Source organism: Streptosporangium sp. NPDC050855 (assembly GCF_044456585.1).
Taxonomy (GTDB): domain Bacteria; phylum Actinomycetota; class Actinomycetes; order Streptosporangiales; family Streptosporangiaceae; genus Streptosporangium; species Streptosporangium longisporum.
In genome coordinates this window covers 1-25574 of the sequence record NZ_JBITFY010000018.1, presented here as the reverse complement: position 1 = coordinate 25574, position 25574 = coordinate 1, and the positions used below count along the sequence as shown (strand labels likewise).

The 25574-nt window shown below is 66.8% G+C and carries 22 protein-coding genes and 1 pseudogene; 9 read left to right on the top strand and 14 right to left on the bottom strand.

Annotated features, from left to right (window positions below):
* Positions 1-255 precede the first annotated feature (255 nt).
* Complete coding sequence (locus tag ACIBCT_RS30410; RefSeq protein ID WP_399194384.1) at positions 256-2040, top strand: IS4 family transposase; 1785 nt, start codon at positions 256-258, stop codon at positions 2038-2040.
* Between the two features lie 115 nt (positions 2041-2155).
* Here the strand turns inward: ACIBCT_RS30410 and ACIBCT_RS30405 are convergent, their stop codons facing one another.
* On the bottom strand, positions 2156-2410 hold the full coding sequence (locus ACIBCT_RS30405) for a helix-turn-helix transcriptional regulator (RefSeq protein ID WP_399194382.1): 255 nt from the start codon (positions 2408-2410) through the stop codon (positions 2156-2158).
* 143 nt (positions 2411-2553) lie between these two features.
* On the opposite strand from ACIBCT_RS30405, the gene ACIBCT_RS30400 reads away from it, so the two are divergent.
* On the top strand, positions 2554-3945 hold the full coding sequence (locus ACIBCT_RS30400; RefSeq protein WP_399194380.1) for a hypothetical protein: 1392 nt from the start codon (positions 2554-2556) through the stop codon (positions 3943-3945).
* A 76-nt stretch (positions 3946-4021) separates the two neighbouring features.
* On the opposite strand, the gene ACIBCT_RS30395 is transcribed toward ACIBCT_RS30400, so the two are convergent.
* A complete protein-coding gene (locus ACIBCT_RS30395; protein WP_399194378.1) occupies positions 4022-4393 on the bottom strand; it encodes a winged helix-turn-helix transcriptional regulator in 372 nt (123 codons plus the stop codon).
* Between the two features lie 291 nt (positions 4394-4684).
* Between ACIBCT_RS30395 and ACIBCT_RS30390 the strand changes: the two genes are divergently transcribed.
* On the top strand, positions 4685-6094 hold the full coding sequence (locus ACIBCT_RS30390; RefSeq protein WP_399194376.1) for a hypothetical protein: 1410 nt from the start codon (positions 4685-4687) through the stop codon (positions 6092-6094).
* Positions 6091-6834, top strand: coding sequence for a hypothetical protein (locus tag ACIBCT_RS30385; RefSeq protein ID WP_399194374.1), 744 nt, complete (start codon positions 6091-6093; stop codon positions 6832-6834). Before ACIBCT_RS30390 ends, ACIBCT_RS30385 begins: the two co-directional genes overlap by 4 nt.
* Before the next feature lie 77 nt (positions 6835-6911).
* Here the strand turns inward: ACIBCT_RS30385 and ACIBCT_RS30380 are convergent, their stop codons facing one another.
* From ACIBCT_RS30380 to ACIBCT_RS30355, 6 genes are all read right to left on the bottom strand, one after another.
* Complete coding sequence (locus tag ACIBCT_RS30380; protein WP_399194372.1) at positions 6912-7826, bottom strand: hypothetical protein; 915 nt, start codon at positions 7824-7826, stop codon at positions 6912-6914.
* A gap of 121 nt (positions 7827-7947) precedes the next feature.
* The gene (locus tag ACIBCT_RS30375) at positions 7948-8739 is read right to left on the bottom strand and encodes a hypothetical protein (protein ID WP_399194370.1); all 792 of its coding nucleotides are present in this window, start codon (positions 8737-8739) and stop codon (positions 7948-7950) included.
* Positions 8740-8772: 33 nt separating this feature from the next.
* Positions 8773-10263 (bottom strand): hypothetical protein, encoded by a 1491-nt coding sequence (locus ACIBCT_RS30370; protein WP_399194368.1) that lies wholly within the window; start codon positions 10261-10263, stop codon positions 8773-8775.
* Positions 10264-10310: 47 nt separating this feature from the next.
* Complete coding sequence (locus tag ACIBCT_RS30365; protein ID WP_399194366.1) at positions 10311-11093, bottom strand: AAA family ATPase; 783 nt, start codon at positions 11091-11093, stop codon at positions 10311-10313.
* On the bottom strand, positions 11090-12676 hold the full coding sequence (locus tag ACIBCT_RS30360; RefSeq protein WP_399194365.1) for a Mu transposase C-terminal domain-containing protein: 1587 nt from the start codon (positions 12674-12676) through the stop codon (positions 11090-11092). The genes ACIBCT_RS30365 and ACIBCT_RS30360 overlap by 4 nt, the downstream gene beginning before the upstream one ends.
* Before the next feature lie 680 nt (positions 12677-13356).
* Positions 13357-17127 (bottom strand): hypothetical protein, encoded by a 3771-nt coding sequence (locus tag ACIBCT_RS30355; protein ID WP_399194363.1) that lies wholly within the window; start codon positions 17125-17127, stop codon positions 13357-13359.
* Positions 17128-17298: 171 nt separating this feature from the next.
* On the opposite strand from ACIBCT_RS30355, the gene ACIBCT_RS30350 reads away from it, so the two are divergent.
* Positions 17299-17466, top strand: coding sequence for a hypothetical protein (locus ACIBCT_RS30350; RefSeq protein WP_399194360.1), 168 nt, complete (start codon positions 17299-17301; stop codon positions 17464-17466).
* Positions 17467-18273: 807 nt separating this feature from the next.
* On the opposite strand, the pseudogene ACIBCT_RS30345 reads toward ACIBCT_RS30350, so the two are convergent.
* Positions 18274-18666 (bottom strand): annotated as a pseudogene (locus ACIBCT_RS30345) (transposase); the annotation flags it as partial.
* A 50-nt stretch (positions 18667-18716) separates the two neighbouring features.
* On the opposite strand from ACIBCT_RS30345, the gene ACIBCT_RS30340 reads away from it, so the two are divergent.
* On the top strand, positions 18717-19865 hold the full coding sequence (locus tag ACIBCT_RS30340) for an IS701 family transposase (protein WP_399194358.1): 1149 nt from the start codon (positions 18717-18719) through the stop codon (positions 19863-19865).
* A 554-nt stretch (positions 19866-20419) separates the two neighbouring features.
* Here the strand turns inward: ACIBCT_RS30340 and ACIBCT_RS30335 are convergent.
* Together ACIBCT_RS30335 and ACIBCT_RS30330 are read right to left on the bottom strand one after the other, a co-directional pair.
* Positions 20420-21304 carry a hypothetical protein gene (locus ACIBCT_RS30335; protein WP_399194356.1) on the bottom strand — a complete coding sequence of 295 codons (885 nt, stop codon included), beginning with the start codon at positions 21302-21304 and terminating at the stop codon, positions 20420-20422.
* Positions 21301-21879, bottom strand: a complete 579-nt coding sequence (locus tag ACIBCT_RS30330; RefSeq protein WP_399194354.1) for an RNA polymerase sigma factor — start codon at positions 21877-21879, stop codon at positions 21301-21303. Before ACIBCT_RS30330 ends, ACIBCT_RS30335 begins: the two co-directional genes overlap by 4 nt.
* 545 nt (positions 21880-22424) lie before the next feature.
* Between ACIBCT_RS30330 and ACIBCT_RS30325 the strand changes: the two genes are divergently transcribed.
* Genes ACIBCT_RS30325 through ACIBCT_RS30315 form a run of 3 tightly spaced genes read left to right on the top strand, consistent with a single transcriptional unit; the run spans position 22425 to position 23675 of the window.
* A complete protein-coding gene (locus tag ACIBCT_RS30325; RefSeq protein WP_399194353.1) occupies positions 22425-22772 on the top strand; it encodes a hypothetical protein in 348 nt (115 codons plus the stop codon).
* A 26-nt stretch (positions 22773-22798) separates the two neighbouring features.
* Complete coding sequence (locus ACIBCT_RS30320; RefSeq protein ID WP_399194351.1) at positions 22799-23158, top strand: helix-turn-helix domain-containing protein; 360 nt, start codon at positions 22799-22801, stop codon at positions 23156-23158.
* Positions 23091-23675: a cupin domain-containing protein gene (locus ACIBCT_RS30315; RefSeq protein WP_399194349.1), complete on the top strand. Its 585-nt coding sequence runs from the start codon at positions 23091-23093 to the stop codon at positions 23673-23675. Before ACIBCT_RS30320 ends, ACIBCT_RS30315 begins: the two co-directional genes overlap by 68 nt.
* Before the next feature lie 23 nt (positions 23676-23698).
* Here the strand turns inward: ACIBCT_RS30315 and ACIBCT_RS30310 are convergent, their stop codons facing one another.
* From ACIBCT_RS30310 to rpmF, 3 genes are all read right to left on the bottom strand, one after another.
* Complete coding sequence (locus ACIBCT_RS30310) at positions 23699-24511, bottom strand: class I SAM-dependent methyltransferase (protein ID WP_399194347.1); 813 nt, start codon at positions 24509-24511, stop codon at positions 23699-23701.
* A 31-nt stretch (positions 24512-24542) separates the two neighbouring features.
* Complete coding sequence (locus ACIBCT_RS30305) at positions 24543-25307, bottom strand: methyltransferase domain-containing protein (RefSeq protein ID WP_399194345.1); 765 nt, start codon at positions 25305-25307, stop codon at positions 24543-24545.
* Positions 25308-25383: 76 nt separating this feature from the next.
* Positions 25384-25548, bottom strand: coding sequence for a 50S ribosomal protein L32 (gene rpmF / locus ACIBCT_RS30300; RefSeq protein WP_399194343.1), 165 nt, complete (start codon positions 25546-25548; stop codon positions 25384-25386).
* Between the last annotated feature and the right edge of the window lie 26 nt (positions 25549-25574).

Here is a 25574-nt window from a genome sequence, read left to right as displayed (position 1 = left end):
GCGAGGTTCGCAGTGCCGTCGGCCCCGCCTAGCAGTGCTTTGTTAGGTGGCTAGAGTGGCCGTTGGTAGCCGGGGCAGCGGCTGGTCCAGACGGCCTGGAGTTGCCCCAAGGCCGGGTAGTTAAGGCGCTCGTGGCGCTGTCAAGCACGTGAATCCCTGGGACGCGGGAACGGAGATCCAGTAGACAGGTGATCTTCCATAACCAGCCGTCGAAGAACTGGATCTCCGTTGATCACTGAGTCTGCCAGGACTGCTGTGTCCAGCGCTATCAAGACGAGTAACCCACCCTGGCCAGCAACCGAAGGGGTGTTCGCGCCCGGGCACTTGGGTGAGCTGACCGCGCTCGTGCCGTTCGAACTCGTCGATGCGGTCCTTCACGAGACACGCAAAGTGCAGCGCCGACTGCGTTGTCTGCCCTCGCGGGTCGGGGTCTACTTCCCGCTGGCCATGTGCCTGTTCCCCGAGATCGGCTACCAGTTGGTCTGGCAAAAGTTGACGGCCTCGCTGACCGCCCTGCCCGTCGTGATGCCCACCGCCAAAGCCCTGCGTGACCTGCGCCGCAGGGTCGGCACCGCACCGATGCGCAGACTGTTCGAGGTGCTGTGCGGACCGCTGGCCCAACCCTCAACTCCCGGGGTGCGATTCGGGCCCTACCGCACGGTCTCCTTCGACGGCTGCAGCTCACTCAAGGCCCCCGACACCGCCCGCAACCGGGCCTGGCTCGGCAGCCCAAGCCGCGGCGGCCACCCCCAACTGGAGCTGATGACCCTCATCGAGACCGGAACAAGAGCCCTGATCGGCGCGATCTTCGGCCCCACCAGCGAAGGCGAGACCGGCTATGCCCGGCGCCTGCCGCACCTGCTCACCCCGGACATGCTCGTGTTATGGGACAAAGGCTTCGACAACAACGCCTTTCTCACCCAGGTCAGTGCCACCGGCGCACAGGCCCTGGGCCGGCTGCGCAGCAACCGGCGCACCCCCGTTCTGACCCTGCTCGCCGACGGCTCCTACCTGTCAACGATCGGCACCCTGCAGATCCGCATCGTCGAGGCTCGCATAACCGTGACCTGCGCGGACGGCACCACTTTCACCGGCTCCTACCGCCTGGTCACCACTTTGACCGACGCGGCCCGCTATCCGGCCGCGGCCCTGGTCGCCCTCTACCACCAGCGGTGGGAACACGAGTCGGCCTACTACGCGCTGCGTCACACCATCATGCAGGGGCGGGTACTGCGCTCGGGCGACCCCGCTGGGCTTGAGCAGGAGATGTGGTCAATGCTGACGCTTTATCAGCTCCTTCGTACGGTGATGGTCGACGCCGCCGAGTCTCGGCCCGGCACCGATCCGGACCGCTGCGGTTTTTCCATCGCCCTGCACACGGCCCGCGATCTGATCGTCCGGGCCGCCGGCATCACCTCCTGCGGCATCGCTCTGGTCGGGGCTATCGGGCGCCGTGTCCTGGCCAACTTGCTCCCGCCCCGCCGCCTGCGGGTGAGCACCCGCAAGGTCAAGTCACCGATCTCCCGCTACAACGACCGACTCGACGACGGCCGCCCCGATCGAAGCCGCCCCGTCACCGCTTTGTCCATCGCCATCCTTACGGCTCCGCCCTCGCAGGCCCCCCCTTCCCGCGGTATCCCGAGGCGACCGGCTCACCGCACTGACCGACCGCCGCAGACAACAGGTTTTGGCCCTGCTCCAGCAAGATCCCAGTCGCTCCTGGCGGCCCCGCGATATCGCCCACCACCTGGGCGACATCACCCTAGGCACCATGTACCGGCAGCTCTCACGATGGGCCGAAAGCGGACTCATTCTCAAGATCGGTTCCGGCCTTTACACCGCCACGACGCACTCGCAGACTCCCTTGCCAAGGCCGCAAAAACGCTAACTACCTGGCCTTGGGCCAACTCCAGCCGAAAGGGCGGGGAAGGGCACGCGCGGTACTTAGATAACGACCGCCCTGCAGGTAAAAGCCGTCAGGCGATCATTGAGCCGATCTGGAGGTTTACGATGGTGTCCACTCGTCATCTGATCGGCTGATCGCCGTAGCCTGCGGCAGGCATGCAGGCTATACCTCTGTTGTGAACCTGATCAGTCGCGCCCTGTGAGCTATCGCCTGGCGCCCCCGTCAACGACCGGGATCCCCGCTCTGGTCTTACTCCGCATGCAGGACCTCGCCGCTGTCGAACAGCTCTCTCACCGAAATTTCCAGAGCATCGGCGATCTGGAAGACGCTGTCCAGCCGAGGGCTGTACATGCCGTTCTCGATGCGGTTGATGGTCTTGCGGTCGACCTCGGCGAGTTCTCCCAGGCGTTCCTGGCTGAGCCCTTGTCCTTCCCGCACATCGCGCAGCCGCAGGCCGAACTGTCTGCGCAGCTCAGCGAGGCGTGGCGTGGTCGGGGCGGGCACTCACCCACGGTGGCGTGCATGATCCTCAAAGGTCTGTACCAAGTTTGGTACATATAGCGGAGGGTGATCAGCACCCGCACCCCGGCAGCGAAAAGCTGACAGCGATTGCTTTGCTCGCCCCGGCACACCCTGAAGAGGCAACGATGATCACCACGGAGTCGCGCCGTCCCGCCCGCACGATCGCCCTGCCGCGCCGCAACCACCACGGCGGCCACTCCCCCGCCTGGCTGCTGGTCCAAGCCGCCCAGCTGTCCTGGGAGATCAACTCCATCCTCTCCCTCATCCACGGCGCACGCCTCAACCTCACCGAGGAACTGTCCCTCCAGCACGAGGCCACCCAGGCACTGATCAACGCCGCGCACGCCGGCGTCATCGTCGAAGCCCGCCTACCTCTGGCCCCCTCCTGGAGCAGCGGAGTGCCAAGCCCGCGCTCGGTGTTCGCCCAAGCCCGCGAAGCCGGCAGCGACCCGCAGACGGTCATCCCGGAGATGTACGCCCCCGCCAAACCCGACATCCCCGCCGAGCACCTGCAGGCACTGCGCGAGGCCTCCCGCCCCGACCTGTTCCCGCACGCCCAATGCGCCGGCACCAACGTCAAAGGGGAGCGCTGCGCCAAGCGCATCTTCACCGGCATCGGCGCCGAACACTGCCACGTACATCTGACCACCGCCGAACAACAGCGCCGCGAACAGTTGCGCGAGGCTCGCGAGAAGGTCCGCCAGGCCGAAGAGGATGCGATCGAGTGCCAGCGGGTGGCCCTGGCCCATGACTGGATCGACCGCTACGGCCGGCGCCCCCACCGGGTGGAGCTGCCCACCCTGCCACCGCGCCCCTCCCAGATCACCCTCACCCACCCTGACCTTTCGCGACCGGCGGACGCTCCTCACCCGATCATCGGGGTGCACGAGAGCGGGTGGCTGACCATCTGTCCCCGCGCCGGTGAGATCATCCGCGCCTTCCTCGATGCCCCGTGCGCCTCGCCGCAGGAGATCGCCGCGCACGCCGCGGCTCACAGCCCTGAGCGGTGGGCCGATGCTGAGCAGTGGCTGGCCTCCAGCGTCTGGGACGGCATTCAGCCCCCCTTGGACCACCTGCCGGCCGTCGGCGATGTGCCCGAACTGGATGAATATCCCGGCATCCATACCTTGCGGCTGCAGATGATCGGCGATGAGCGCAACTGGGACCGCTGGGACAGCGGCTTTTCCGCCCTTGTACAGGCCTGTGGTCACCCGGAGGTGGAGACCATGGCTGATCTGCTGGCGTTTTGGCAGCACGTGGGCATCTTGACCCAAACCCAGATCCAAGCTCACACTCCGGCCCAGGTCCGGGGCGCGGGTGTCGGCTCGTGCGCCGAGCCACGGCTGATGATCGCCACAACGGTGCGCTCGCCCTGGCGGGTCCTGCACGCGGCCGGACGTCCCGAGGCTCCGTACGCGCTGCTGCGGGCGGTGCGCTTCCTGACCGAGGCGGCCACTCCGTGGGATCGCGAGATCTCCCCCACCGAAGTCTTCGACCTGGCCCGCATCGCCATCTAGCAAAGCGCCGCGGTACCACAGCGGGATGTGTGACCTCTGGAAACACAAAGGATTTTAAGCCTGTGGGACGGGCAGGTCAGGAAGCGCGAACAGAGTGATGCGTGGCCGCCCAGGCATCGATGTGATCGAAAGCGGCGCGCAGGGCGGCCCCCTGCTCGGTCAGGCAGTAGGTGATCCGGGTGGGCGGCCCGTCCTCGACGATGCGCCGCACCAGCCCTTGGTCGGCGAGTTCACGCAAACGCTCGGTCAGTACCCGCCCCGAAAGGCCCGGTACCGCCCGAACCAGCTGACTGAAGCGAGCCTCGCCCTGACACAACAGATACAGGACCTGCAAGATCCAGCGGCGGCTGAGCAGATCGATCGCCGCCGCGGTCGAAGGCGGCAGCAGAAAGGCCGGAGATTTCACCGAATCGGTGGCGCCGCTGTCACCGGCGTTGTTCACTTCCATAGAGTTACTCCAGATAACCAGGTGATCAGAGATACCCCATGCCGAGGTGGTCCGTGCCCGTCACCGAGCAGCTGCCGGCGCACACCAGCCTAACCATCGCGACCCGAGGCAACCGGACTCCTTTGAGCCGTCGACCGCCCAGCCTGCGGGCGGTCGACGCATCTACCCAGGCAGCCGGTCACATCTGGGCATGAAGGAGAGCACCCGATGTCGAACACGCGCCCCCTATCATCAGCCGACGACCCCTCCGCGACCTCGACCGCGACTGCCTGCGCAGTGCGCGCTCCGGCCGTGACCATCGTGCTCGATCCTCACGACGACCGCGCCGTCACCGACGCAGCTCTGGCCGCGCATGCCCCCGAGCACGGCTGTATCACGGTGCATCCGACCACCGCCGTCACCGACGACCAGATCTTGGCCCATGACGTGTTGATCGCCCTGGGCAAACGGGCCACGCAGCTGAACGTGCAGCACCTGTCCAATGCAGCCTCCGCCTGGGCGGCCGCGGCGACCTGGACGCGCATTGGAGGCGTCACCACGGTGATCGTGCTGCGAGCTCATCGGATGACCCCCCGTCGCTGGCAGCGTCTGCTTCACCTGCGCGCCCTGACCGGCGTGCACCTGATGTTGATCCATCACCACGGCGATATCGCACCAGCGCTGCAGCAGCAGTTAGCGGAAATCGAGCATCACATCAGCTGCGACCCCCACCTCCTGCCAGAAAGACCCATCACCAAGGCACCCATCGACGCAGACGAGCCGGCGACGCCGCTGCCCGAGGTCGTGGCGGCACCGCTACCGTGGTATCGAGCCAATGCCTATCGGTGCTTGAGCGCCACCGCGTTCGCTCGCCTCGACACCGAATATCGCCGGGGACTACACAATGCCTGCCGCTGGCTGAGCGCCCATGACGAGCACGCCTCCCACAAGACCGCCCTTGCCCTCAACAACATCGGCATCAGTTTTGAGGCTTCGAAAGCCTCCACCCTCGTCGATCATCTCCTCGGACGAACCCCCATGGTAGAAGCCACCTCCTCACTCGCCGACGTTTCCGACCGCTCCGTGCGCCCCTGGAGTGACAGCGTCGGCCTGCAGGTATTCTTATCCGGCCTGGTCAGCGACGCGCCTACCCCCGGCCACAGCATTGCGCGCATCCGGGGAGCCCAGGCGGCGTTCTTGCTGCACGGGCTGCTGCTGAGTCCTCCAGAGGACCTGTCGACGGCACACGGACCAGGTTTTGGCCGATCCTCCTTTACCCGCTCGGCCGCTCATCGGATCCGCAGCCAGATCGCCCATCCCCTCATCGCCACCGCGCTCGCCACCGCACTGCTCACCGGTGAGCCCTCACACGAAGTGGCCCAGATGGCTCTACAGACGGTCGACGATGACGCCCGGCGGCTGCGCAGGGGAAACTACCGCTACGCCATCCCTGACCATGGTCGCGACCTGCTGCAGGCCGGTGCACTGTTTCGCCGGATGAGCTCTGCCCGCATCGGCAAGAGGTTCGCCACGCTCATCGGTCGTGACGGGGCCCTGCTGGAGCCGGCCGCTCGCGCCTGCGACGTCGAACTGCACCTCGATGCGCCGCTTGAGCGTCCCTGGCACTACCTCACCGGCTGTTGGCACATCGGCCCCGCGCTGCACCAACGACACCTCGACGCCGACCGGCAACCGGCCTCCCCTCACCAGGAGCGGCCATGACCAGCGCCCGCATCCACTGCGCCCTCGACTTCACCCTGATCGAGTCCCGGGCTAACGACCTCGGCTGGGACAACACCAGCTTCGTCACCGAGATCGGCATCCATCCCCGCGATCTGCAGCGGGTGCTTGCCCCCGAGCGGGTGACGCTCACCTGGCTGTCCGACATCGCCACCGCCTTGGGAGTGCACCCCGCTGACCTGATCACCTCCTCCTGCGGCAGCACGGAGGTAGAGCTCGGCACCGACAGCGACATCATCGAAACTCTGCTCGTCCCCCGCTCGCGCCCCGCCGCAGTGAGCGCCGAAACCCTCTCCATCATCACTGGCTGGCCTTTGCAGCGCGTCTACGCCGCCCTGGAGGCACTCCAGCAGCACCTGCAGCACACCCCGTTCGTGTTGATCCGCGACTCACGCGGATACGTGATCGCCAGCCGCTCTCCCAGCCCTCAAGCCGGCGACAGCCTGCCCGGCATCCGCCGGTGCGCCAATCCGCTCACCCTCGACAGCGCAGGCCTGATCGTGGCCGCCGTGCACGCTCATGCCCCACCGACCACCTGCGGCCAGCTTCAGCCACCCCCAGGTCACGCCACCAGCCATCCACCGCAGCCCGATCCGCCGACACGCGACACTGACGGCCCTGATGGGTATCTCACCCCTACGGGGCTTCACCCCGACATGCTGTTCGCGCTCTTGCTGACCGACGCCCCCGCACCGGCCCCACCGGCCGTCACCGGCCAGTGACCAGCGACCGCCCCCCCTTGGACGACCGAACGACCCGATCACATCGACGGCATGGCGCTGGCGACTCCTTGCCCTCTTCACCGATCGATGATCGACAAGGTGCCCGAGGTGACCACTGCCGCCTCGCCTGCGCCGTGACCACCTGCCTGGCCACGTCTGCCGTTTCGGCTGGACACGGCAGCACCACCAGGACTTAGCCGGGGACGATGCGGCAGACCGCAGTGGTTGGCAAGAGCGCGCAAGATGGCAAGCACGCGCGTGCCGGTCAGCGGAAGGTCGACCAAACCACCCTCTTCCGCGGGAGTGGTAGCCAGCAGCGGCCCGCGCAGCTGCCCCCAGCGCTGTCGCAGCCTGGCTCCGCGCCGTTCCAGATAACCGCGCATTAGCCGATCGGCGTGCTCGGCCAAGACCACCGCCTCACCGTCGTCGGGCTTCACCAGCCGCAATCCACCCAGGGTGGACGTCAGCGCGCTCAGCTCAACAGCCAGCAACGCCGGCGGCGCGATCTCGGTGTAAAACCACACCGCCAACAAGGCCGCATCGCGCCAGGCCCTCTCAGCGGCTACCTCGTCGGCCGTCTCGGTGCCGCACTCGGATGCGCACGCGTCGGCGTAGTCGACCAGCACCGCGCTGGCCATCATGGTGTGAGCGCGCACCCGCGGACGCAGCGGCTCAGCCGACGGCAACTGCACCCCCTCGGTGGGGTCACGCCTGCAGATCCGCTGGTGCAGCAGATGTGCATACCACGAGTGCACGCTCGCCACGCGCTTGCCCACCGGTACCGCTGCAGCACTGCGCTCGAGACCCTTGATCCACCAGATGATGTCCCAAGGGGTCGCCCTCAACGGGTTCACGCGCCCGTCCTGGCAGTGACTGAGCCAGCTGCGTACATCCTCCAGATGGGCGATGCGGGTGTTGTCCTGTTTGCCAGCTAACCAATCAGCTGTTGCCCGCGTGGCCAGATCAAGCGCCGCTTCGGCGTCGGAGTCCACGAGCGGCAGGTGGGCGCCGGTAGCGACGCTGCGCCCATGACCAGGTCCGCTCATCGGTGCCGCCATGGCGGGCGCGAGAATCGAATCGGCGAGTCAGCGCACAAGGCTCGAAGGCAGCCGATCACGACGGGGCCGAGTGGTGATCGGCACAGGTGTCCATAGCCTCATCGGGCATGGACGGCTCACCCGGGCTGAAGGCGAACATGACATCGGGATGCAGCACGAACGGCAGGCTTTCCCCCCGGGAGGTGTGAGCAACACCACGATCATCATTTTTGGAGGTAGCCCGGCCGTAGGGCGCCGCGATGCCGCGCTCAATCAACTCGGTGATCGTGCAGGCGGGAAGTTCGACAGCACCATGCGTGTGAGGAGGTGATGGACGCAATGCGGTGACCAACAGGCACGCCTCCTGTGCAAGGACAGGAAGCGACCAGTCACGACGGGCTCTCAGCGCGTCCGTCACCGCCTTCGACAGTGCATACTTCTCCTCGCGCAGCGATAACACAGCTCCGCTGCGCTGCACCTGTCTTCCAGTCTCGGTTAAAAGCTCTTCCAGTACTCTAAAGGCAGTTTCTAATCTCTCCATGCTCCAGTCGAAGACGGAGATGATCTCTTCATTGGAGAGAGGGCCGAAATGCGTCAGCGCAACATGGAGTGATCTGCCGTCCTTACGCTCTCGCACAAGAGACTTCGCGGCAACAGTGTCGATTCCCGGCAGCAGTTCCTCTGCCGTCAGACCTAGTAAGTGCTGCAGGTTCAGCATCGTTTCGCCGGAGAGCTTACCTAACTCGATTGACTCATCAGGCTGCTTTCGGGTAAGCAAGGAAACAAGCTCAGTATAGTTCGCTCCTCCTGTCCCATTCATCTCAGCGGCTCGACTCCAAATGAGGGTGCTGTCAATTTGCTGGGACATCAGAAATCCTCCCGAGTGCGTAATGATAAAAATTCAGGTACACGCCGGGGACCTGCGAATCGCATGATCGCGAGGATGAAACGGTAACGCCACCCAAAAGCAGCGCATTTGCAGACGCCAATCGTCGCGATGGCGGTCCAACATGAATTCTTGGAGGTTGAGGCCACATCGTTGCGCAGTGTCGGCCAGGGTCTTTCCTCCCACGCCGATACCCGTAGCCAGGAAACGTTCATCGTCGTCGCAGTTCTGTAAGACGGCGAACGCGCGCGCCGCCGCCAGCAGATCCCTTGCCCACAATGGAATCGGGTAGCTTATCTTAAATGGCGTGTACGCGCGCAGAATGGAGGCATCTGGCTCTAGTCTGCACATGGAGATCAGACTCAGCCACCAAGCCGAAAGGCCAGTCGCCAAGAACGCCGTCAAAGCACCCGCCCGCACCGGATCAATAATGTGACTACGGATCTGCTCAGCAACCGCTGGCGTGAGCGGTGGATCAACAAAACCTGGACCGCCAAGCTTTTCCGGATCAGCAGGAATAACAAGATGAATTCCGTGCAACAGGAAGCCTGCTTGCGCACCATGTAAAAGCGCGACGGTATGCGCATGGGAGGGCGCAGCGACGACGAGTTCCGTGACGAAACGCGCGATCGCTTCGCTGTCCTCCCAAGGCCGCGGCAAAGACGCCGACGCCGAAGGCAAGCCACCGATCTGTACCGCTAGGTCATCAAGAGCGAACTTGAGTCTCTCAGCGACTTGACCATCCGGCACGTCACGATCGCCGCTCTCCTTGCCATCGTCATGGAGGTCGGCACCGGCGCTGGTTTGGATCTCCTTGCAGTAGTCCGGATGAGCCGACAAAAAGGCACACGTGGCGTCCATAGCTGAGGTGTAGAGCAAGTCCACGCGCGCGAAGTCCTCACGGCTCAGCGCCCGGAAGGCATTGGCGCGAAAATGCAACACGTTGCTCTGTGGTACCTCGGGCAATGCCTGGCACATCACCAAGCGAGCCTGCTCTTGCCGCTGTTTACTCATCAAGGGTGAACATTGTTGCTCAGGCGCATCAGCAAACGCGGCAACGGGTGGCTGCTGCTCGTCAGCCGCAACCGGTGCGGCGCCTGCCTGCAAGATTCTTATGGTCGCCGTCGGCAGCAGACCTTCCCATGTCGCGGGCGGCCGAGCATGCCAGACCAAAGTCAACGACGTGTTGGCATCCGCGGCCAGTTGCACCAGCCGGGCCAAAGCCGGGCGAGGCAACCGATGAGCCCGCAAGATCACCAGCTGTCGGATGTCCATCCCAATGACCCACGCCGTGGTAGTCATCCACATCGCGGTGGCCGTGAGAGGCTCTTTCACCACCGCTGTCGGTAGTTTACCCAGTGCGACCAAAATGTCTTGGGCCAGTGCCGCCATCGCAGAGATGCCGACCGTGGGATGCACCGTGAGCACACCCTTGGCCACATCGTGCGCCCCCAGGGCGGCGCGGATGATGTGGTAATCATCATCGGCATCCACCACGATCGTCACCGATGGGGCACCAGGAGCGTAGGAGGACGCAGCTCCAGCGGTGGCTCTCACGACAACTCCTTGTTTTCGCGGAGCCTGTCGAACACCCACACCAGCACATCCTTGTCGACCGTCGTGCGCCCCAGCTTCTTGAGCGCGCGAACCGCCAGCACGGTGATCTTTGCCCAGGCACGGAAATTACCGTGCCCGGCCTGGCGATTGGCCAGCAAGATGTCCTCCAGGTCGGCCTCGGCCCAGATCGAGTGGTAGACCGGCATCACCGTCATCACCTCAGCGGCCGTCAACGGCTCGAACTTCTGCCACAGCAGAACGCGAGAAGCCAGCATGCGTTCACGCTGCAACACCTTGTAGCAGTGCGCACCTCCCACGAAAATGATCGTGATATCGGTACCCGGGTCGTCCCACAGATGACGCCACAACTCAAAACAATCGGTGGACAACCACTGCGCCTCGTCACACACCAATACCCGGAACTTCTCCGCCAGCTTCTCTTTGAGAAGCTTGTCGAACTCTAGCGGATAGACCGGTGCAGGTCCCGGTATCTCGAGGGCGTCGAATAACACATTGCGGATATCGCGCGGGTAGGGGTGCGAGCGAAACTGGATGCGCACGGTATCGTCAGGGACGAGTTCGCGCAGTGAGGCATTCACCGACAATGTTTTACCCAGCCCGGAATCACCGTGCACGCACATCATCGCGCGCTCTTCGATCGCGATCTCCACATTGTCCTGGATGCGCTGGAGCGCTTCGGTGACCACTACGCTGGCGCCCTTCAGACGCAAGTAGTGATCATGAGCCTCATCCAGCGGAGATAAAAAGCCTGCATTCACGACTTCTCCTCCTGCTTTTTAGAAGGTCCCTGCGGTGATTTCTTAGGGAGGGTCCAGCCAGGGGCAGGAGGCCGCAACGGAATGATCTCCGAGGCGGCCCGGGCAGGCAGCTTCTGATAATCGATACCCGCCAGCTCGGCCCGGGCCTCTTCAGAGGTCATCGCACCCAGCAACCGAGGGGGTTCGGCTTTGGTGACCGCCCCATACTGGATCCTGCGCTTTTTCGCCGCGGCCTTCAGCGCCCGGGTGACCCGTTTGCTCGCGCTACGGCGCGCGGCCTGAACCGCCGCGACCGCCTGCTTCGGCGCCTGGTCCCCCAAGACGGCCGGGCCCAGATGGCGGCCCGTGACCGCGTCGAACACCTCAATCTCATGATCATGATGAGGCATGTATCGCAAGCGCACCTTCCTTCCCGTCCCGCCAAAGCCCGTCATCCAGGCCCCCACATACTTACGCCCGCGCCACGACACCCCATTGCTCGTGAGAGTCCGTTCACGTCCGTCGTCTTCCAGCATGAACAACCGCAGATCCTCAGCCGGGATGTTATCTATCGGCCACGCGTCATCCAGCCAGGCTTGATGCGGAGTCCGGCCCGACAGAGCCGGCTTGGGAATATCGAAGTTCCACTCCCGCACCCACCCCAGCAGCAACTCAACGAAATCCTCGAACAACAGCACAGGCTCGTCCGGATCGATGGGCTTCCCCCCCGGGAAAGTGGGCCGGCCGACATAGTGCGGCAGCGTGTTGAAGAACATCTTCTCCGCAGCCCCGTTCAACTCCTCGACGGTGCCCTTGAGCCACGGGCAATAGCCCGGTAGGTCCCCGACAACAACGGCGAAACAACTCAACGCCGTCATCACCGTCTTACACAAGAAGTCCTTACCGCGATCGACACGCACCAGTGTCGGCACCCCGCCGAACGGCCCATACTGCTCATCGTGCAAGATCGCGCTGCGAAGCGCAGCCAGGATGCTGGCCCGGTTGGGATACCCAGGCGTCACCGCCAGCCCGCACACGGCATCGGTGGCACAGTCAACGAACCAGGTCACCCACGGCTTGATCAACTGTCCGTCGACATCGACCCTCACCGGAACCTGGACATGGTCGCCTTCCCAGACAGTGTTGCGGTGGTGCTGGTCGGTATCGGTAGGTCGGCGCAGGTAGACATCGAAACGGCGGCGCGCCATCTCCCCCTTGCGGATACCGCTCCACTCACCTGGAGTCAACGCGCGATTGACCGCCCGATACAAGGTGCGCAGGCTGGGTGCGGCAGGGCCCCCGGCGCGTTCCTGCTTGACCAACTCCCGGTGCAGATGCGCGCAGTTGCCTCCCAGCAGCGCGAGCTGGGCCAGCAGGTCATCGGTCAGCGTGAATGCGCTGCGTGGCTTGCGCTCGGTCTTGCCTTCCGCGCGCGCCCGCTCGAGCCACCGCCACACGGTACGTTCCGAGGCGTTCAAGCACGACGCCACAAGCCGCACGTGCTGAGTGGCCAGTTCGCCGCGCGCCTCCAAGGTCATCAATCGCCGGGTAGCCGGCCCTCGAAGCTCGTGCAGGGATCCAAGATCCTGCTCCGACTCGGGCATCACACGATGATCTTCATCAGGGGGAAAAGGGGGCATCTTCACTGGCCTCCGATCCGGCGGGCCGTATCAGGACACAAAACAGCCCACTTCAGCGCTGGTAGATCGCCAATGGCGAGCGGCCACTGCAGGGGCCACCTGGACCACTGAGAAGACCGTCAGCCGTGTGAGCCACGTCACTGCCGAGTCGTATGTTAGTACTGGAAATCACTTGGTGCTACGGAGTAACCACAATAAGTCTCTGAAAACCCCAGTGACCCTCAACGTCTCCATCCAACATCGCCGCCCCCTGAGACATCACCCGGCTTCCAGCGCGCTCGAACCACAGCCACGCCGCCGTAAGTTCCGACAACCCTCTTACCACTACGCCAGCCCCCTGCTCCGGCGACCTCGTATAGGTAAACTCGCCTATGCCGCATTGGGCATCAGAGACAGTCATTGCTCACATGTCATGGCACAAGCCACTGACACCGCGTGGCAAAACTGCACTTCAGAGCACGAATTTCAGTTGTCAGAACGTGGCATTTTGCCAGCCGATGACAGTCCTCTCAAGAGAAGAGATCCACTACAGAGCGCAGCAGTAGGGCCGGGGCAACTCAAAGCCCTCAGAGTAGGAAGGAGCCCGTTCGGACAGCAGGGATGAGGGCCGGATTGCAGGCTTCTTGGATAGGCCCAGATCTGAGTCACGATGCTGTTGAAGAGCGGGGGTTTGATGCGACCTGTCCCGGATCCGGAATGACGGTGTCCGCCTTGGCCAGCGCGGCCACCTGTAGCGCTTCGGTGAACTCTCCAAGCAAGGTCAGCGTTTTGGCCAGTTTGCTGTAACTGTGCGTCAGGAACTCGCGGAATCCCGGATCCTTGCTGGCCAGGCGACGTGCGACCTCCACCTGTCGGCGCGCCACGGGCAAGGCATTCTTGAAGCGCCCCCCAGAGACCAGAGTCGCATACAGGCTCTCGAGCGATCCGGCGTACTTGCCCAGGTAATGGTCTTCGTTCGCGTCGGCGAGCTGTTCGTAGATCTGGTTGCTTTGCTGGCGGCTGTCGACGGCCTCGTGGTACTGGCAGGTCACGAGCTGGAGGTCGGCGAGACTGTGCAGGGCTGCGGCGAGACCGGATCGGTGGTCGTCACCGGCGTCAGTTTCGACGAGTTCCCGGTAGAGCTGCACCGCTCGGGTAAGGGGAGGGAGTCCGTCCTCGGGTCGTCCGAAACTGAAATGAATGTTGCTGAGTATTTTCAGGGCGTAGGCGCACTCGATGCGGTGCTGGGTGGGATCGGACTGGTGTACGGCTTCGCTCAGCCGCACTGCCTCGAGGGCCGCGGTCAGCGCTTCAGTGCGGTGGCCGAGATGAGCGTGCCGGTCGGCGAGCTTGCTCAGGGCAACCGCGAGCGTGACCGGCTGGTCGGCCGTGCGCAGCAGTTCTATCCCTTCCGCGGTACGCGCCAGCGCCTCCGGGAAGTGCTGCAATCGCGCATATCGGTCGCCAAGGTTGACCAAGGCACACGCCAGCTTCAAATTTCCGGAGGCGTCGAGCCGTCGTGCGAAGTCCACGGCCTCAAGCGCCGCGTTCAGGGCTTCGTCCGATCGGCCGATGTCGTCCAGAATCTGACTGAGGTCAGTCAGCGTCGAGGCCAACAGGGGCAGCAAGCGCGGCTGGGAGTCGACGAGCCGCCGGAGCAGTGATTCGGCCTCCAGGCACAGCGGCAAGGCGTCAGCGTATCGGCCCAGCCTGGCGAGCACGCCGATGAGCTGTACCAGCGACTCGGCGAGTTCTGCTTCGGTGCCCTGTCTGGCAAGGGCGACCGCTTCTTCGACCGCTGCGACCGCCTGCTGTGGCTGGGCGAGCTGGAGGTGAAGCTGGGCAACTTGGTTGAGGTTGCGGATCAGCATGATTCGATGGCGTCGTGGGTTCGCCGCACAGGCCTCACGGCTAGCCTCGACCGCGCGAGCCGCATCCGCCAGCGCATCGTCGTAGCGGCCGAGATTCGCCTTTCCTCGCGACAGGTTGTGCAGGTCGTACTGCAGGAGGGCCGAACTGGTGTCCGGCGACTGTTCGGCCAGGCGTTCACGCAGCCGAAATGCCTCAGTGATGGCGGCCAGGGCCTGCTCGTGTTGATGTTGGCCGGTCAGGATGGCACTCTGGAGGATGAGGGCTTCAGCCAGCAGGGGCAGATAGTAGCTGTCGCCCTGATCGGCAAACCGTCGTAGCACAGGCAGCGCCGCGGCGTTGGAGACCAACGCCTCGTCACAGGTACCCAGCTCCATCTGAATACCGCTCAACCGGTGCAGCGCGATGGCGAGCCCGGTGTCCTCTCCCCTGCCACGCTCGGCGAGCCCGCGTTGCAGCGTGACGGCTTCTTCAGCGACCGCGAGCGCTTCCCGGCTCTGGCCGAGTTTCATGTGAGCGGCAGCGAGATTGCTCAGATCAAAGGACAGTTCCGCGAGATAGCGGTCGCGATCTCGGTCGACGAGCTGCCGACTCACTCGCACACTCTCCAAGGTCCACTCGAGCGCCTCCTCCGGTCGGCCCGCCTGCTCGCTGCGGAAGAGCAACTGGCCCAGCATCGTGCGAAGAACCTCAAGGCCGTCTTCTGGGTTGATCTCGGCCAGTCCCCGAAAGACGGGCATCGCCAATCGCATCGTGGTGTACAGCAGTTGCGCGCCACATTCGTGGCTAGCAGGGACGACCCTTTGAAGGTAGGCGCAGGCGAAAGCGAGTTTCAGTTCAGGATCTGGTCGCTCACCGCAGAACACCAGTGCGCTGTCCAAACTGATCGCCAGGTGACCGTCGAGATCATCCAGCGCCTGCTCCAAGAGCGGGGCCAGGTTCTTGACCAGGTAGCCGCGTAGCGCTGAGGACACGCTCGGTCGCTGCTCTGCGGCCAATCGCAGGGTCGCGAGCAGTCGGCTGCGGTGGCGTGTGCTCGTCGCGTCGTGGTCGTGCACGGTGGTGATCACGTCGTCGAGGTCGGCAATGCTGCCGACCGCGGAATCGAGTAGTTGCTCGACCAGCAGGTCCGGCCCGAACGACGCCAGCGGCCGCTCTCCCGGATAGAGGTCGGCCAGCCAGTAGCAGATGCGCCCGCGCCGTTCCCGTTGTGCCGGCCCGGAAAGCTCAGGCAGGGCCGCGAGCAGCTCAGCCGCCTCACCGGCTGAGGGCCCGGTCAGCACCATGGCCAGCACAGCGCGCACAGCATGCGTCTCGTGTAAATCGGCAAGCTGGTGCGCGGGCCGCAAACGAGCCCATCGACTCTGCTCGCGAGCCAGGAGGTGTGCCAGCACTTCCTGGCGCATGGAGTCGGCGGACTCTGTCCCGCCGCGCCGACCATGTACGGCCAGTAAGGCGGCCGCGTGTACGAGCAACGGATTGGCGAAGTCGTCGTCGGTCACATCAGGCACTGCCCCGACCTCGTCGATCCCGAGATAGGAGGCGAATGCCCGCATCGCGGTCTCGGCGTGCTCCCGGCGCTCGTTCGGAGAGAGCGCGTGGGTGATCAGATCGAGGTGTAAATTGCCGAACCCCGTCGCGGTCCGGTGGCTGGTCCGGTCAAGTTCAGCCCACCAGTGCGACCGCGCCGCCCCTTGGCGGGCCAGCAGCAGCACACGCACATGGGGCCCGGCCACTCGGCCGGCCAGCCGTTCCAGCACGCGGCCGAGGACGGCGAGCCACTGCTCCGGATAGTCGACCACCAGCAAGGTGGCAGACCTCGGAGTGAACTCGCTCAGCGCCTCGGTGTTCGGCGCCTGACCGCAGTCCCACCCGCGCTCTTGCATCCGGGTGCCCAACTCGGCGGCGAGCCGGCTCTTGCCGGACCCGCCCTCGCCAGAGATGACGCCGATGCTGAACATGCGGTCCTCGGCACACCATGCCTGTAGGTCCTCAAGCAGGCCTTCTCGCGCCAAGTACGGCACCACGCCGAAGCGGGGCTGTAACAGCCACGCTTCTGGTGCCTCCGGGGGCAGCGGCTGATACAGCGGAGCAAGCAATGACGGCGCTGTCCGGGCTGTTTTCGACTTGACCGTCTGTCCTTCGTCGACCGCGAGCAGCAAGCCCCCTGAATAGGGGCAGTCCTCATCCTCCCGTTCCTCTCGTCGCGGGGCTCTGCGGGGGCCGGGGCTGCCTGCCTTCTCCCAGTGCGTCTTCCACCAGCGATACTCACTCAGCCACAAGGGGTGCTTGAGGTCATACGGCGGCAGGCGGCCGGTCAGTTCCACCATGACCTGGACCAGCGCCCACAACTGCCGGAAATCGTTCGCGACGCTGCCGGTGGCCAGCCAGCCGCTCACCGTCTGCGGGGCCAGCGCCTCCACCCCGAGCTCGGCAAGGCGCTGGTTGGTCAGGTTGACCAGATCCTGCTGAGACAGCTTTCGGCTGTTTTTGACCTGGTCTCGCAGCGCCCGCAGCCCATCACGCAGCTTCTGCCGGTCGGGCGGCAACTGCTTGGGCCCGCTCATCGGCCTCCCACCCGTACGGCGCATCCGGCCCATCCGGCGCAAGAAGCCCTGGATGCCCCCGCCACCTGCGGCTTCGTCGCCCCTATCCGGCCTCTCCGGCTGTTCTTGTTGCCCTGCCGGCCGCTGGCTGAACTGAGGGACATCGCAACCGGACGAGAAAAGGACGACTCGATGAACCTCGACCTTCTGGCGCTGGCCCCGATCATCGGTGTGATGTGCACGGCCCTGGCCGCGGTGCTGATGGTCTTCATTACCACCCGCGCTTCCCGCTCGGCCGACCTGGCTCAGGTGTTGCGCGCTCTTGCCGAGGTACTGCGCGCCATCTGGGGCAGGCGATGACGATACGTACCGTAATGGCAACACTTCCTCGCGTCGAGATCTCAGACGTGGTCGGCATCGGGCGATCGAACTGGCCGACCGGGCCCGACGCGACGCGCACCGGGTCGACCAGTGCCTCGCCGCGGCGCCGCCGCTGGGGGACCTAGATGGCACCCGGGCATCCTGGTCGACGACCGCCTGCCCGTGCTGGCCGAGGACGGCATGATCATCTTGCCCCAGGGGTTCCCGAGTAGAGATCCCCCGCTCTGGTGCTCGCCCTGTCCGCCGCTCTGCAGGCGGCCAGCCGCCACGCCGACCGTGTCGCGGAGCTCGACGCCGCCTCCTCACCCGGCAGCACGGCCGAGGGCCGGTAGCCGCGCCGCTCACCCCGGGGCGGTCTCACCGGCGCGGACCATCAGCCTGCCGTTTCGCGCCGGACGTGACCACACCCGCCGGGTCGATCCACCGGTACCCGGCGTGCTCGTCCGACAGGACGAGGTCGCACCCGGCCCCGGGCCGACATGCAGTGGCACAAGCCACTGACACAAAGTGGCAAAACTGCACTTCAGAGCATGGATTTCAGTTGGCAGAAGGTGGCACCTTGCCAGCCGCTGACAGTCCTCTCAAGGAAGAGAAGAGATCCGCCACAGAGCGCGGCAGTAAGGCCGAGGCAAGTCAGCGCTCTTGGGACAAGAAGGAGTCCACTCTGAGCGATCACTGGAGTTTGCGAAGACGAAACTTCCTGTAGCGCCTTGCCCGCACCAACGCTCCGACCTGCGGACTGACACCTGATGGCAAATCGGCACTGACAGTTTCGTGACAGTTCGCAGTGTTGCGCTGCTCATACAGCTTTGGATCATGGCTGACCGGGCGGCCACCATGGGAACCGCGGTTCTTACGGTGGGCCGCCTGGTCGCTCTTTTCCGGGATGACGGCCTTGATGTGGCGTCGGCGCAGATAGAGGCGGTTGCCGCGGGAGGAGTAGGCCTTGTCGGCGGCTACCGCGGCCGGGCGGGTGCGCGGACGGCCGACGGGTAGGCGGACCTTGATACGCGCCAGGACGGTGCGAAACTGCGGGCTGTCGCCGGCTTGGCCCGGGGTCGAAACGAACGACAGTGGACGACAGCGCCGATCAGCCGACAGGTGGACCTTGCCGGTCAGTCCACCCCGAGAGCGGCCCAGCCCGGCTGCCGTCAGCCGGATGCGGCGCCGTCGGCGTAATACGACAACGACAGGTCGTGATCTAGGGTCACGTGGTAGACGATCTGGTCATGCTGGCGGAGACGGTGGCTAAATGGTCGGCGGGGTTCACGGCGTTCGTCGGCCGGTTCGCGGGCCGGTTCGCGCGGGTGGAGGCGCGTCGCCAGGTGTGCTCCTATGTACGCGGTCTACTCGGTGAGAGTGAGCGCAAGAACGGCTGGACCTTGGCCGAGGCCGCCGGACAGTCCGGCCCGGAGCGCCTGCAGCGGCTGCTGAACTTCTACGCCTGGGACAGCGACGGACTACGCGATGACGTGCGCTGGAGCGTGGTCGAGGTCCTGGGGGATGCCCGCAGCGGGGTGCTGGTGGTCGATGAGACCGGCTTCCTGAAGAAGGGTGTGCGCTCGGCCGGGGTGGCCCGCCAGTACTCCGGCACCGCGGGCCGGATCGACAACTGCCAGATCGGCGTGTTCCTCGCTTGTGCCTCGACGCGGGGGCGGGCATTGATCGACCGGGAGCTGTATCCGCCCCGGGAATGGACCGATGACCGGCCCCGCTGCCGGGCCGCCGGTATCGGCGACGAGATCGCCTTCGCCACCAGGCCGGCGCTCGCCCGCACGATGATCGAACGCGCCGTGGCGGCGGGCGTGCCGTTCGGCTGGGTGACCGCCGATGAGGTCTACGGTCAGGACAGCAAGTTCCGGCTGTGGCCGGAGAGCGCCGGGATCGCCCATCTGGTCGCGGTGCCCAAGAATGCGATGGCGGTGTCGATGCAGCTGACCAAGGTGCGGGTGCACCGCTTGGTCGCCGAGCTCCCGCAGATGGCCTGGCAGCGGCTCAGCTGCGGTGACGGGGTGCGCGGGCCGCGCGTGTTCGCGTGGGCGGCCGTGGAGATCCGGCCGCTGCGCGACCCGCGGCACGGGTACTGGTTGCTGGCCCGCCGGTCGATCGGTGACCCCGCTGACATCGCCTACTACCTGTGCTTGGGCCCGGCCGGCACGGACCTGGCCGAACTGGTGCGGGTGGCAGGGAGTCGGTGGGCGATCGAGGAGTGCTTGCAGATGGCCAAGAACGAGGTCGGCCTCGATCACTATCAGGTGCGCTCGTATCGGGCCTGGTACCGGCACATCACGTTGGCGATGACCGCGGCGGCGTTCTTGGTGGTCGTGCGCGATGGGCTGCAAGAAGGGGGTCTGCGGCCGGTTGCGGAACCGGTGTGATGCCGTGGACGGTCCAGGAGGTGCGGCGGCTGTTCAACCGCATCGCCGCACCGACCGCGCACCCGATCGGTCATGTCCTTGCCTGGTCGGTCTGGCGCCGGCTCAGCCAAGCGCGGGCTCGAGCCAGTCACCATAAGCGAAGACGCTCATAACGGCCTGTCGTTGTCGTACTAAGCCCCGGCGCGGCAGCAGGCAACGCATGTCGCGAACCAGTTGTTGCGTAGATGAGCTCCTGCCCCCCTGGCGGGGGCGTAACGATGTAAAGGTGACCAAGCGACACCGCTACATTGCCCCCTTTCCAGCACCCCGAACCCGGTATCCGCACCACACCCCGCTCACGAGGGGAATCGCCGGCGGCTTCCGGCCGTCCGTCCGAACGCTGTTGATCGGCGCGCCAGGATCATCACGGCAACGTGCACGGGCCCGCCGGCCGCTTGAACGCAGCGGCCGGCGGACCCTACGGGTGCCGGTGTACGTCCTTGGCCCGGGCGGTGCCGCCCGGGCGATACGGACCTGCCCGACCGTGTGGCCCGGCGCCGCCGCGGGTGGCCGGGTCAGTCGCGTGCGGAGCCGCCCCCGGCCGATGTGTTCAGCTGCGCGCTCGTGCGGCCGGTGAGCTCCTCGAGGGAGACGCCCTGCCGTGACCCGTCCTGGAGGATCACCGTGACGCTCCTGACGCCGCCGCGGGGCGAGGCGTTCTCGCGCTCCTCCGTCGTCGGCGCGTCCGGCCACCAGGCTGTGAAGTAGCCGCCGGTGACGGTCGCGGTCACGCTGCCTTTCGCCTCCGTGGAGAGCTCCAGGCCCGCCACGTCGGCACCGACCCTGCCGGTCACGATGCGCACGCTCTGCTCACTCGTGCTCATGACCGCGCCGAGGGTGGCCCGCGCCGACCCTGCGGGAACCGGTGGGAGCGGTCGTGCGTCGGGTCCCGGCGTGCTGCCCTGCGAGCCGACGAGGTCGCCGTCGCGGAGCAGACAGGTGATCTCGGCCAGATGGCCGCTGCCGTCGTTGACGTAGACGAGCGTCCAGGGCCCCCGGCCCTCGGTCACCACGGGCCGGAAGCCGAGTTCGCGCCCGGTCGTGTTCTTGGTGGTGTCCCGGGCGCTGTCGAGGCACGTCTGCTGGGCGTCGGTGGCCCGGTCACCGCTCACCGCGTGCGGCGTCGCGGTCCACGCCGCCATCGCCGAGCCCCCGCCGAACACGCCGGGCAGCAGCAGCGCCGCCGCGATGCCGGCGGCCACTCCTCCGCAGACAGCGGCGAGACGCCCGGCGGTGAGCAGGCGAGGGCCGCTGGTCGCCGGTGCGGGCGCCTTCGTCGGGTCGGTGGCCACCACCCGGGCCAGCAGGGCCCGGGCCCTGGGGTCGGCGCCGACCTCCAGGTCGGAGGGGGTGACGGCCGGGTCGAGGTCGCGCAGGGCCTGGTCGAGGGTGTCGTTCATCGCGTGCTCCGGGAGTTCATGGTGGCGGTCGCCACGGGCTGGGTCGTGGTGGCGGGGGCCGCGTCGGCGTGCAGGCGCAGGGCGCGCCGGGCCCGGGTGAGCCTGAGCCGGAACGCGACGGGGGAAATGCCGAGCACCCGCGCGGCCTGCGGGGCCGTGAGGCCGTCCCACACGGCCAAGGCGAGCGTCTCCTGGTGGCGCGGGCTGAGCCGCCGCCACGCCTGGACGAGGTCGAGCCGGCGTGCCACCGATTCGGGGTCCAGCCCGGCCGCCGCGGCGCCGGTCAGCCGGTCGTCGGCGATGCGGACGGTGAGCGCCTGCCGCCGCTGGTCGGCCCGCAGTCCGTTGCGCAGGGTGCGGTGCGCCACGCCGAACAGCCAGGCCCGCGCCTCGTCCGCCGCCGGCGGCACGTCGTCCAGGCGCCGCCAGGCGACGAGGAACACGTCGGCGACCACGTCCTCGGCGTGGGAGGGGGGGACGCGACGCTCGACGAACCGTAGCAACGCGGCGTACGTCTGCTCGTAGAGCTGGGCAAAGCGCTGGGTGCGCGGCGGCCCGGTATCGGTGACGTTCATGCTCAGGTCATGTCCGGCAGGCCCACAGGTGTATCGCGGACCGTCCCTCCTGTTCGTGTGGGGTTCCAGGGCGCGGTCATAGTGGCGATGTTCCTGTAGTGCGTACCGATTCCCTGCGACAGCGCTGAGCCACGGCGGCGCGGACGGCCGGACGCGGAGACCACTTCGTCACGGCGTTCCGGCTGCGACCGCGCGGGCGTCTCCGCCCGTCGGCACCACGAGCCCAGAAGAAAGCAGCAGCAATGGCTGACAACGTAGCCGGACTTCTTACCCGCTCACTGAAGGGCCGTCAGACGTCCAGCATCGACAGGGCGCCATCACCAGCGTGCGGGTGCTCTCATCCAGGTGGGCCACTGTCTTCGAGCTCAGGCAGTAGTGGCATCCCAGGACGGCGGCGGCCGTGGGGTCGGACCAGATGCGGTGCTCCCAGGACGGCGGCGGCTCGGTGGGCGGGGGGAGGTTCGGCGGGTTCATGCTCGGCGCCGACCCAGCCCCGGCCGTGGCAGCTTCGTGGCCGGCAACACCGTGGTGCCCACCGAACTGGCTTGCAGCCCTCGGCCCAGTTCCTGCACTCGCCGGTCGCCGCCCCGGGCGAGCGGGAGCGGATCCTGCGGTGCGCGGCCGAGGCGGTCGCCCCCGGCGGGCATCTGCTCGTGGTCTCCCATCAGAGCGTCCCCTCCTGGCACCCGGAGATGCCGGAGGGGCTCACCGAGCATCCGATGAACCTCACCGTGCAGACGCCTGCGGAGAACATCGCGGCCCTGCGCCTGGCCGATGGGGAATGGGAGACGATCCGGGCCGAGACCGTCGTCATCGAGGTGACCTCCCCCGCCGGGGAATCGGGCATCCGCGAAGACCACCTTCTGCACCACCGGCGCGAGACCGGGGCCTGACCCCCGGTTGACGATGGGATGTGAGCATGGCGGAACAGCGACAGGCACCCGACCTCACGGACGCGGTCCTGCGTGAGGTCGGGCCGCGGCTGCGCGCCGCGCGCCTGAAACGCGACCTCCCCCTGGAGGCGCTGTCGGGCGCGACCGGAATCTCCGCCTCCACCCTTTCCCGGCTTGAGGCCGGCAAGCGCGCTCCCAACCTCGGGTTACTGCTCCCGATCACCCGCGCGCTGCGGCTGAGCCTTGACGAGCTGCTGATGCGGAAAGCGCCCGACCCGGCGTGTGCGCTCGCGGACCCGGCACTTCGGGAACCTGACCGTGGAGTACCTGTCGCCCGAGTCCGCGCCGATCCAGACCTTCAAGATGACCTTCGCCCCCAGCAGTGAGCCCATCCAGACCCGCAGCCACGAAGGCTACGAATGGTGCTACGTCCTCCAGGGCCGTGCGCGCATCGTCCTCGGCGACCGCGAGGTGATCGTCGAGGAGGGCCACGCCGCGGAGTTCGACACCCGCATCCCGCACGGCGTCGCCGCCCTCGGCGGGCAACCGCTCGAGGTCCTGTCGATCTTCAACCGCGACGGCTCTCCACCTTCCCGGCATCGTCCACCCGTCCTTCCCCGCGCCGGACCGGCCGACGAGGACGACGGTCCTGCCGTGCGGGATCGTGAAGGAGACGCCGCGCAACACCTCGGGCCCGTCGGAGGAGTAGCCGAAGTGCACGTCCTCGAAGACCACGTCCGGGCCCGGTGCGGGCGCGGGACCGGCGGTGGGCGCGAGCACCTCGGCCGGAGCGGTGACCAGGCCGTGGACGCGGGCCGCCGCCGCACGGAATCACCGGGCGACGAGAAGATCGGTGCGCGGCGCGTGGCCGAGCCGTTCCGGCGATCAGGACCGCGGCGGTGATTCCGGTGCCGGTCCGCGCCGGGTCAGGTCACCGTGCCGATCCCGACCAGCGACGTGGCGTCGACCGAGTCGACCCCCTGTTCGGCCAGCAGAGCGGGCAGCCCTTCCCGTACCCGGGCGATCGCTTCCGGGCCGAGGCCGTCGAGCATGCTACGAAAACCGGTGCCGACGACCATGAGCCAGGCCGACTCCGCGGTGAGGGGGACGCTCAACGGGATCGGGTGGACACGAATCCCGGTCAGGCCAAGGCCGGTCAGCCAGGTGCGCATGGTGTCGCCGGTGTCGATCCTGGCCGCCGCGGCCCGGCCGGACGGCGAGTCCGGCGGCAGGCCGCGTTCCCGTCCGACCACCGTGTACAGCGCCCCGCCGAACCGCTCCAGCGCCCCCTTGGCCCAGGTGGTGACGGCGAACCGGCCCCCCGGCCGCAGGAAGCCCGCCAGCCGCGCGGCACAGGCGTCCATGTCCGGCAGGAAGAAGATCCCGTGCACGCACAGCACCACGTCGTAGCGGCCCTCGTCCTCGGGCGCCCACCGGGTCGCGTCGGCTCGCACGAAACGTACCGTCTCCAGCCCCAGGGCCGCGGCCCGGCGTCGCCCGTGCTCCAGCAGCGACTCCGCCAGGTCGATCGCCTCGACACGGCCGCCCGCCCCGCTCGCCACGGCGGCCGGGATCGCCGACGCCCCGGTCCCGCAGCACACGTCCAGCACGCGGTCACCCGCTCCGATGCCCACGGCCCGCACACTGGCCTCACCGATCGGATCCCACAGATACGGGGCCAACCGAGCGAAGTCGGAGTGTGTGGCGTCGAAGACCGCCCCCACCTTCTCAGGATCCATGATTCTTCCTTTCCCACTCGTCAGGGGTATCTCAGCGCACGGCCACCAGGACCACATCGTCCCCGACCTGCCAGACAGGGCCGACCTGGACGAACCCGGCGCGCCGCAGCAGCTCGCCGTGAACGGAGACCGACACCCGGTGGTCGCCTCCGCTCATGACCCGCTTCTCCCGCTCGGCCATGAGCCGGGCCAGAGCCGGATCCCGCGCGGCAGCCTGCCACCAGGACGCCCATTCCTCGCCGTCACCGGCCCTGCCGTGGCGCAATGCCGCGGCGATGCCGGCGATCGCCGGTTGCTCGTCGTAGAGGTTGTCGGCGTTGACCAGGATGCCGCCGGGCCGCATCCGGCCGGCCAGTTCCCGGTACACCTGCGCGAGGGTCTCGACCGGCAGGTAGTGCAGCGCGGTCGAGGACACGACCGCGTCCAGTTCACGATCGAGTTCACGGGCGAGGCCGGGCAGGGCCGACCAGCCCGGCAGGCGCAGGTCCGCCTCGACGAACCGGGCGGCCCCCGGATGAGCGGCGCGGGCCAGGGCCAGGAGCAGTGGATCGTTGTCCACGCCGATGATCTGCGCCGACGGCAGGCGCGCGGCCATCCGCACCGACAGTGAGCCCGGGCCGCAGCCCAGGTCCAGCACGAGAGGGCGGGCGCATCCGGTGAGTGCGTGAGCGAGCACGTCACCGATCACCGCGAACCGCTCCTCCCGGTCGGCGACGTACCGCTCCTGCTGGGCGTCCCACCGGCGCGACCACGCCCTGGCGGACTCCGGATCCAGAAGTGCCGCATCCGATGTCATGAGGTGCCTTCCGTGTCCATGCCGTCCGGACGGCCGCGCCGTCACAGGCGGGGTGATCGGCTGGGATCAGGAGCGATCAGGGAGTGAGGAGTCCACGCTGGTAGGCGCGGATCAGGGGGCGGGGCACCAGTAGTCGCCGTCCCTCGATGGTGATGGGGACCAGGTCGGGGGCGGTGGCCTTCCACTGGGAGCGGCGGTGGCGGGTGTTGCTGCGGGAGGTCTTGCGTTTGGGGACGGCCATGGTTCACCAGCTCGCCTTCGTGATGC

Excerpts from the sequence above, each read along its gene's own strand:
- ACIBCT_RS30400 (WP_399194380.1), top strand. The coding sequence starts at position 2,554 with ATGATCACCACGGAGTCGCGCCGTCCCGCCCGCACGATCGCCCTGCCG.
- ACIBCT_RS30395 (WP_399194378.1), bottom strand. The coding sequence starts at position 4,393 with ATGGAAGTGAACAACGCCGGTGACAGCGGCGCCACCGATTCGGTGAAA.
- ACIBCT_RS30385 (WP_399194374.1), top strand. The coding sequence starts at position 6,091 with ATGACCAGCGCCCGCATCCACTGCGCCCTCGACTTCACCCTGATCGAG.
- ACIBCT_RS30375 (WP_399194370.1), bottom strand. The coding sequence starts at position 8,739 with ATGTCCCAGCAAATTGACAGCACCCTCATTTGGAGTCGAGCCGCTGAG.
- ACIBCT_RS30360 (WP_399194365.1), bottom strand. The coding sequence starts at position 12,676 with ATGCCCGAGTCGGAGCAGGATCTTGGATCCCTGCACGAGCTTCGAGGG.
- ACIBCT_RS30355 (WP_399194363.1), bottom strand. The coding sequence starts at position 17,127 with ATGAGCGGGCCCAAGCAGTTGCCGCCCGACCGGCAGAAGCTGCGTGAT.
- ACIBCT_RS30350 (WP_399194360.1), top strand. The coding sequence starts at position 17,299 with ATGAACCTCGACCTTCTGGCGCTGGCCCCGATCATCGGTGTGATGTGC.
- ACIBCT_RS30340 (WP_399194358.1), top strand. The coding sequence starts at position 18,717 with ATGCTGGCGGAGACGGTGGCTAAATGGTCGGCGGGGTTCACGGCGTTC.
- ACIBCT_RS30335 (WP_399194356.1), bottom strand. The coding sequence starts at position 21,304 with ATGAACGACACCCTCGACCAGGCCCTGCGCGACCTCGACCCGGCCGTC.
- ACIBCT_RS30330 (WP_399194354.1), bottom strand. The coding sequence starts at position 21,879 with ATGAACGTCACCGATACCGGGCCGCCGCGCACCCAGCGCTTTGCCCAG.
- ACIBCT_RS30320 (WP_399194351.1), top strand. The coding sequence starts at position 22,799 with ATGGCGGAACAGCGACAGGCACCCGACCTCACGGACGCGGTCCTGCGT.
- ACIBCT_RS30310 (WP_399194347.1), bottom strand. The coding sequence starts at position 24,511 with ATGGATCCTGAGAAGGTGGGGGCGGTCTTCGACGCCACACACTCCGAC.
- ACIBCT_RS30305 (WP_399194345.1), bottom strand. The coding sequence starts at position 25,307 with ATGACATCGGATGCGGCACTTCTGGATCCGGAGTCCGCCAGGGCGTGG.
- rpmF (WP_399194343.1), bottom strand. The coding sequence starts at position 25,548 with ATGGCCGTCCCCAAACGCAAGACCTCCCGCAGCAACACCCGCCACCGC.